The sequence below is a fragment of the Pseudomonas mangrovi genome, assembly GCF_003052585.1.
Taxonomy (GTDB): Bacteria; Pseudomonadota; Gammaproteobacteria; order Pseudomonadales; family Pseudomonadaceae; genus Aquipseudomonas; species Aquipseudomonas mangrovi.
The window spans coordinates 1-7,088 of the sequence record NZ_QASN01000005.1 but is presented as its reverse complement, the minus strand read 5'-3'; the positions used below and the strand labels follow the sequence as shown (position 1 = coordinate 7,088).

The following is a 7,088-nucleotide window of genomic DNA, read 5'->3' as shown; positions in this document are numbered from 1 at the left end:
GGGCTCTGTTGCAAAGATTGGCGGCAGTCAGAGGTAGGCTGTCGCTCTGCGCCGATCAGGCGGCTGCTGCGAAATGGTGGTTGAGCATGCCCATGGCCTCCGTCAGCGCCGAGGGCCCAATGCCAAAAGCTCTCTCCACAAGGCGCACCTCGCCCCTGATGCCGGGCTGCAGGCACCAGGGGCGAGCCTGTCCTTTGCGCAGGGCTCGCATGACTTCGAATCCCTTGATCGTGGCATAGGCCGTGGGGATCGATTTGAAACCGCGCACCGGCTTGATCAGTATCTTGAGCTTTCCGTGATCGGCCTCGATCACGTTATTGAGATACTTCACCTGCCGGTGGGCCGTCTCCCGGTCCAGCTTTCCTTCGCGCTTCAATTCGGTGATCGCTGCACCATAGCTCGGCGCTTTGTCGGTATTGAGCGTGGCAGGCTTTTCCCAGTGCTTCAGGCCTCGCAGGGCCTTGCCCAGGAACCGCTTCGCTGCCTTGGCGCTGCGGGTCGGCGACAGGTAGAAATCGATCGTGTCGCCCCGCTTGTCGACTGCCCGGTACAGGTAGGTCCACTTGCCCCGCACCTTGACGTAGGTTTCATCCAGGCGCCAGCTCGGATCAAAGCCACGCCGCCAGAACCAGCGCAGCCGCTTCTCCATCTCCGGGGCGTAGCACTGGACCCAGCGATAGATCGTCGTATGGTCGACCGAAATGCCGCGTTCCGCCAGCATTTCCTCAAGGTCGCGATAGCTGATCGGATAGCGACAATACCAGCGCACCGCCCACAGGATCACATCACCCTGGAAATGGCGCCACTTGAAATCCGTCATCGTTCCGTCCGTCCAATCTCCGCCAAGCATGCTCAAGCTTCACGATTTTTGCAACAGAGCCCACACGAGTATTGAGCATAGTCGAGATTGGTGCAGATCACTTCTGATATTGAACTGTCAGGAGCTGGCTGCACAACAGCCATTACGCCCAATCAACTGGTGCAGTCGTCTTCTGAAAATGACATTTGGTATCTCTCATAAACGGATGTTTTTGAGAGAACTATCTTCGGCCTTCACACGCACGAAAGGCGGCGAAGCTCCGCCGTTAATCCGTCCGCCGGAGATCTCGCCCAGGCAGGCTGAAGGCCGAGCAAGCCTGACAGGCCCGAAAAGCCCGGCACGGGCGTCGGCGGCGATGACGGCGGCGGCATTATCCAGGGTTGATGATGGAAGTGGAGGATATCGACAACCTCTCGCGCAACCAAGACATCGCGGTCGGACTGCAAGTGATCTTGAAGCCACGGGCCCGTCCCACCCCGACATGGACCTCGATGCCCGAACGGACGTTAGATTTCGAGTTCTAGGCGTTCTGCGATGAAGGTTGGATCCCAGCCGGGATTGAAAGTGTCGACGTGGGTGAATCCGAGCCGCTCGTATAGGCCACGCAGGTTCGGGTGGCAGTCGAGCCGCAGCTTGGCGCACCCCTGCGTTCGCGCGGCATGGCGGCAAGCCTCGATCAGCGCGGAGCTGACACCCCGGCCCGCATGTGTCCGTCGCACCGCGAGCTTGTGCAGATATGCGGCCTCCCCCTTGAGGGCGTCGGGCCAGAACTCGGGATCCTCGGCCGACAAGGTGCAACAGCCGACGATGCCGTCGCTGCAACTCGCGACTAGGAGCTCGGATCTCAGGACGAAGGTCTCCGCGAATGTCCGGTCGATCCGCGCGACGTCCCAGGCGGGCGTTCCCTTGGCGGACATCCACGCCGCAGCGTCGTGCATCAGCCGCACAACCTCGTCGATATCACCCGAGCAGGCGACCCGAACGTTCGGAGGCTCCTCGCTGTCCATTCGCTCCCCTGGCGCGGTATGAACCGCCGCCTCATAGTGCAGTTTGATCCTGACGAGCCCAGCATGTCTGCGCCCACCTTCGCGGAACCTGACCAGGGTCCGCTAGCGGGCGGCCGGAAGGTGAATGCTAGGCATGATCTAACCCTCGGTCTCTGGCGTCGCGACTGCGAAATTTCGCGAGGGTTTCCGAGAAGGTGATTGCGCTTCGCAGATCTCCAGGCGCGTGGGTGCGGACGTAGTCAGCGCCATTGCCGATCGCGTGAAGTTCCGCCGCAAGGCTCGCTGGACCCAGATCCTTTACAGGAAGGCCAACGGTGGCGCCCAAGAAGGATTTCCGCGACACCGAGACCAATAGCGGAAGCCCCAACGCCGACTTCAGCTTTTGAAGGTTCGACAGCACGTGCAGCGATGTTTCCGGTGCGGGGCTCAAGAAAAATCCCATCCCCGGATCGAGGATGAGCCGGTCGGCAGCGACCCCGCTCCGTCGCAAGGCGGAAACCCGCGCCTCGAAGAACCGCACAATCTCGTCGAGCGCGTCTTCGGGTCGAAGGTGACCGGTGCGGGTGGCGATGCCATCCCGCTGCGCTGAGTGCATAACCACCAGCCTGCAGTCCGCCTCAGCAATATCGGGATAGAGCGCAGGGTCAGGAAATCCTTGGATATCGTTCAGGTAGCCCACGCCGCGTTCGACGCGCTCCGGCGCACGATCGAGACGCAGGGCGCGCAGATCGGCGCGGAAATGACCGTGATGCGGCGCGGGCTGGAAGCGGCTTTCGACCAGCTCGAAAAGATCGAGCCGGCGCAGGACTACAAGCCCCAGCTCGCCCAGCTCGTGCAGGCGCTCGACAATGTTGCGGAGCGGCTGCACGGCGTAGAGCAATCGCCTATTCTCCGGCAGGGTGCGACACACTATGCGGCGCTCCTCGAGCGCAGCGGCGAGGCCCTGATACGCACCGCCGCGCAGCAGCTCGAGCGGCAGGCGTCCGACCTCGAGCGCGCCGGCCGGAACCTCGCCGCTCATACGAAAAGCGCCTACGACCGGAAAAGTCAGGATTTCCGCATATGGATGGCCGGCCTTGTCGGGCTGTTCGTCGGCATATTCCTGATTTTGCTGTTGCCGCGTTTCCTGCCCTTCTCGGCCGACACCCATGTTGCGGCGACCGTCATAGGTCAGGACCGATGGAACGCCGGCGTCACCATGATGCGGGTGGCCGATCCCCGAAGCTGGCGCGGCGTGGCCGATTCCTCGCAGCTCGTGCGCGACAATGCCGAGGCGATCGGGCAATGCGCCGAGGCCGCGCGCACGGCCGGTTCAGATCAGCAATGCACCATCACCGTGAAAGCGCCGGCAGCACCGGCGCAGTAGGGTTGTGGGGGGACACCAGTTATTTCGGGAGGTTTTCTTCCGCCTCAACAGGTCCGGCGGCCATCGCGACGAGGCGCGCCGCGATACGCTTGCGCAGTTGCTCGGGGAGCGGGCGCGACGACAGCGCCTCGTGAATCCACAGCCCATCGGCGGCAAGGCGCGAAATGAACCTGTCCAACTCGGCAGCGTCGTTTCCAATCGGCGCAGGAGGTGCCCAGCGGTCGATGACCTGTTGCCACAGATCGCCAAGCTGCCGATTGTCGGAGCTTTCCAGTATGAGCAGCAGTTCGACCCGCCGGGCAGCTCTTGCGCAGGTGTTGATGTAGGCGGCGTGTCGTTCGGCGTCTGTCGCCCTGTCCGAGGTGTTGCCGGCGCTCGCTTCCAGCTCCTGTTCCCATGAGCGAGTCAGATGCTCATGGGTGGCGAGGATCAGGGCTTCGCGCGACGGGAAATGATACAGAAGGCCGGCGCGTGTTATGCCGGTTTCGAGCGCTACGGCGTCGAGGGTGACGGCGGTGAGGCCGTCACGCTCGATGATGCTCACAATGGCTTCAAGCACTTCGAGGCGCTTGCTGGCTCTCGCCATGTCGGCTTCCTTAGTGTTGTGTGGGATAGGCTGACGATTGCGAGCCGGGACCGTAGCGCCGCAACAGGATGCCGGTGATCAGGGCACCCACGGCCAGAACACCCGCCGCCACGTACATGACGACCGTATAGGCGTGGTCGAATGCGATTCCTGCCGCTTGACGCACGACAACACCATCGGCCCCCGCCTCGTTGGCAAAGACCAGCGCCGACGCCATGCTGTCGCGGGCCGCTTCCGAGGTTCCGGCGGGGAACACGACGTTGACCGTATAGAGGTAGGCCAAAAGACTTCCGAGAATTGTGACAGCGAACAGACTGCCAAACTCGTAGGACACTTCCTCGACCGACGACGCCATGCCGGCGCGATGCACAGGCACATTGCCCACAATAGCCGTTGATGCCACCGACATTGTTGCACCTACGCCGGCACCGGTCAGCGCCAGACCGGCGATCAGCCAGCCAAGGCCATGAGTGATGCCCCATGTCGCAAGCAGGACCGCCAGCGATCCCGCCGCAAGCCCGCCAGCTATAAGGATACGTAGGCCAATACGATGCAGGAATGCACCACCGAGCAGCGCAGTCGGCAATGATCCGAGCGCCGCCGCCGAAACCAGCATCCCGGCTTCCAGCGGCGTGAAGCCCGCAACGAGCTGGAAGCGTTGCGTCGTAGCAAGCTCAACACCGCCGATGGCGAACAGGGAGAACGCGGCCGCTAGAACGCCCGATGTGAACGCGGCATTGCGGAAGATCGAGAAGTCGAGCAGCGGGAACGGCAGGCGCAGTTGCCGGCGGACGAACAGCGCTCCGGCGAGGATGGCAACCAGCAGCGAAATAGCGGGGACGGCCCACGACTGCCCGGCATGGGCAGATTCCTTGATCGCGATCACAAAAGCCGACAGCGCCACCAATGCCTGAAACGACGACACCACGTCCCAAGGCTTGGTCGCATCGCCGGCCACCTTCGGCGCAACGATCAGCGCCGAAATGAAGGCAGCGACCACTACCGGCACATTGATGAGGAACACCGACCCCCACCAGAAATGGCCGAGCAGAAAACCGCCGATGATCGGTCCGAGCGCAGCGCCGACGACCGACAACGACCCCCAGATCGCAATGGCGATGTTGCGTTCCCGGTCATCCTCGAAGGTGACGCGGATGAGGGCGAGTGTCGCGGGCATCATCGCCGCCGCGCCGACCGCCAGAAAGGCCCGCGCCCCGATCAGGATTTCCGCTGTAGGCGAATAGGCCGCCACAATCGACGCGACACCGAACAGCACGAGGCCGATGAGGAACATGCGCCGGTGACCGATCCTGTCACCCAGCGTCCCGGTGCCGAGCAGCAGGCCGGCCATGACGAGGGGGTATGCGTTGATGATCCACAACCCTTGCGTTGCCGTCGCGCCAAGCTCGCGCGTCAGGGTAGGCAGGGCCGTGTAGAGGACCGAATTGTCCAGAACGATAAGCAGGAGACCGGCGGCGACGGTCACCAGAAGAACCCAGCGGTTCGAGTGGGCGGCAGGCATGATAGCACCATTCAGTGAGAGTAGCCAAACTTTACAGACAAGTTAGTAAAGTATCAAGCGCCTGCCCGTGAGGAACTTCAGACAATGGCCGACAGCGGGGCTTCGCATTCCGGGGCGCGATCAATTTGTCGCGAAATTCCTGATTTTTGCGACAAAATCGCCGGCGCTGATTTTGCAGGGAAAAATCTGTCGCAAAAATCAGGTGCGAAAGTCAAACTTGTGCGACTGACTTTCGCGACACGTCGCGGCCCGGATTCCGCGCCGCTGCGGACGTGGTGCAGGTTTCAGGATTTGCGCGACATAAGGGGCGCGAAGGAATTTAATTCTGGATCACCAGATCAAAAGACCTTGGCGGGCAGACGCGCTCGAAATAGTAGCTTTCAACATCGTCCCAAACAGCGTGCCACGCGGCTAAAAAGCCCTCCGCGCCCTGTTCGCGCGCAGCAGTCCGTTCATGCCGCACTTTGGTCGGCACATCCACGATCACGGCGAGGTCGATCAAATCCCGAAGGAACGGAGATGCGGAATAAGCTCCTTCGAGCAGAATCGTGGGCGCTGGCGCGACTTCGGTAAATTCGTTCTTGAGGCTGTAAGTGCCATCCGGGCCTAGTCCCTGCATGAAGTCGAAAGCTCGCCACTGTGCAGGTTCCCCCTTGCGTAGAGGCTCTATTGCCTCGCGAACGCGGTCCCACTCAAAAACGCGATTCAACCGCTCCGCCACGGTTTTGTGAGGCCACTCGGATTCGGGAACCTGCGTTTGATAGAAATCATCGAGCGTAACCAAGGCTATGTCGGTCAGCTTCGCCAACCTTGCCGCAATCGTTGACTTACCGGAGCCGCTTCCCCCGTCAAGCGCCACGACAACAGGACGTGCGAGTTCGGCGCGGAGGGCTTCTATTCTCTCAAGGGCTCTGTTGCAAAGATTGGCGGCAGTCAGAGGTAGGCTGTCGCTCTGCGCCGATCAGGCGGCTGCTGCGAAATGGTGGTTGAGCATGCCCATGGCCTCCGTCAGCGCCGAGGGCCCAATGCCAAAAGCTCTCTCCACAAGGCGCACCTCGCCCCTGATGCCGGGCTGCAGGCACCAGGGGCGAGCCTGTCCTTTGCGCAGGGCTCGCATGACTTCGAATCCCTTGATCGTGGCATAGGCCGTGGGGATCGATTTGAAACCGCGCACCGGCTTGATCAGTATCTTGAGCTTTCCGTGATCGGCCTCGATCACGTTATTGAGATACTTCACCTGCCGGTGGGCCGTCTCCCGGTCCAGCTTTCCTTCGCGCTTCAATTCGGTGATCGCTGCACCATAGCTCGGCGCTTTGTCGGTATTGAGCGTGGCAGGCTTTTCCCAGTGCTTCAGGCCTCGCAGGGCCTTGCCCAGGAACCGCTTCGCTGCCTTGGCGCTGCGGGTCGGCGACAGGTAGAAATCGATCGTGTCGCCCCGCTTGTCGACTGCCCGGTACAGGTAGGTCCACTTGCCCCGCACCTTGACGTAGGTTTCATCCAGGCGCCAGCTCGGATCAAAGCCACGCCGCCAGAACCAGCGCAGCCGCTTCTCCATCTCCGGGGCGTAGCACTGGACCCAGCGATAGATCGTCGTATGGTCGACCGAAATGCCGCGTTCCGCCAGCATTTCCTCAAGGTCGCGATAGCTGATCGGATAGCGACAATACCAGCGCACCGCCCACAGGATCACATCACCCTGGAAATGGCGCCACTTGAAATCCGTCATCGTTCCGTCCGTCCAATCTCCGCCAAGCATGCTCAAGCTTCACGATTTTTGCAACAGAGCC

7 protein-coding genes and 1 pseudogene are annotated in these 7,088 nt (G+C 61.8%); 1 reads left to right on the top strand and 7 read right to left on the bottom strand.

All coding sequences use genetic code 11. The features are described 5' to 3' along the window. Nucleotides 1-55 precede the first annotated feature (55 nt). The 3 genes and pseudogenes from DBO85_RS02905 to DBO85_RS02885 form a co-directional block, all read right to left on the bottom strand. Nucleotides 56-820: an IS6-like element IS6100 family transposase gene (locus DBO85_RS02905; protein ID WP_001389365.1), complete on the bottom strand. Its 765-nt coding sequence runs from the start codon at nucleotides 818-820 to the stop codon at nucleotides 56-58. Nucleotides 821-1,326: 506 nt separating this feature from the next. Then, nucleotides 1,327-1,827: a GNAT family N-acetyltransferase gene (locus DBO85_RS02895; RefSeq protein ID WP_000376623.1), complete on the bottom strand. Its 501-nt coding sequence runs from the start codon at nucleotides 1,825-1,827 to the stop codon at nucleotides 1,327-1,329. A gap of 127 nt (nucleotides 1,828-1,954) precedes the next feature. Then, a pseudogene (locus DBO85_RS02885) lies at nucleotides 1,955-2,518 on the bottom strand (dihydropteroate synthase); the annotation flags it as partial. Between DBO85_RS02885 and DBO85_RS02880 the strand changes: the two are divergent. Then, nucleotides 2,417-3,193, top strand: a complete 777-nt coding sequence (locus DBO85_RS02880) for a DUF6118 family protein (protein WP_425267986.1) — start codon at nucleotides 2,417-2,419, stop codon at nucleotides 3,191-3,193. The pseudogene DBO85_RS02885 and the gene DBO85_RS02880 sit on opposite strands and share 102 nt — an antisense overlap. A 19-nt stretch (nucleotides 3,194-3,212) precedes the next feature. On the opposite strand, the gene DBO85_RS02875 is transcribed toward DBO85_RS02880, so the two are convergent. From DBO85_RS02875 to DBO85_RS02855, 4 genes are all read right to left on the bottom strand, one after another. Then, entirely contained in the window at nucleotides 3,213-3,779 is a 567-nt protein-coding gene (locus tag DBO85_RS02875) for a TetR/AcrR family transcriptional regulator (protein ID WP_108105108.1), read from the bottom strand. A gap of 10 nt (nucleotides 3,780-3,789) precedes the next feature. Next, complete coding sequence (locus DBO85_RS02870) at nucleotides 3,790-5,301, bottom strand: MFS transporter (protein WP_003830786.1); 1,512 nt, start codon at nucleotides 5,299-5,301, stop codon at nucleotides 3,790-3,792. 319 nt (nucleotides 5,302-5,620) lie between these two features. Continuing rightward, a complete protein-coding gene (locus DBO85_RS02865) occupies nucleotides 5,621-6,160 on the bottom strand; it encodes a uridine kinase family protein (protein WP_158268867.1) in 540 nt (179 codons plus the stop codon). Between the two features lie 102 nt (nucleotides 6,161-6,262). Then, nucleotides 6,263-7,027 carry an IS6-like element IS6100 family transposase gene (locus tag DBO85_RS02855; RefSeq protein WP_001389365.1) on the bottom strand — a complete coding sequence of 255 codons (765 nt, stop codon included), beginning with the start codon at nucleotides 7,025-7,027 and terminating at the stop codon, nucleotides 6,263-6,265. Nucleotides 7,028-7,088 lie beyond the last annotated feature (61 nt).

Excerpts from the sequence above, each read along its gene's own strand:
- DBO85_RS02905 (WP_001389365.1), bottom strand. The coding sequence starts at position 820 with ATGACGGATTTCAAGTGGCGCCATTTCCAGGGTGATGTGATCCTGTGG.
- DBO85_RS02895 (WP_000376623.1), bottom strand. The coding sequence starts at position 1,827 with ATGGACAGCGAGGAGCCTCCGAACGTTCGGGTCGCCTGCTCGGGTGAT.
- DBO85_RS02875 (WP_108105108.1), bottom strand. The coding sequence starts at position 3,779 with ATGGCGAGAGCCAGCAAGCGCCTCGAAGTGCTTGAAGCCATTGTGAGC.
- DBO85_RS02870 (WP_003830786.1), bottom strand. The coding sequence starts at position 5,301 with ATGCCTGCCGCCCACTCGAACCGCTGGGTTCTTCTGGTGACCGTCGCC.
- DBO85_RS02855 (WP_001389365.1), bottom strand. The coding sequence starts at position 7,027 with ATGACGGATTTCAAGTGGCGCCATTTCCAGGGTGATGTGATCCTGTGG.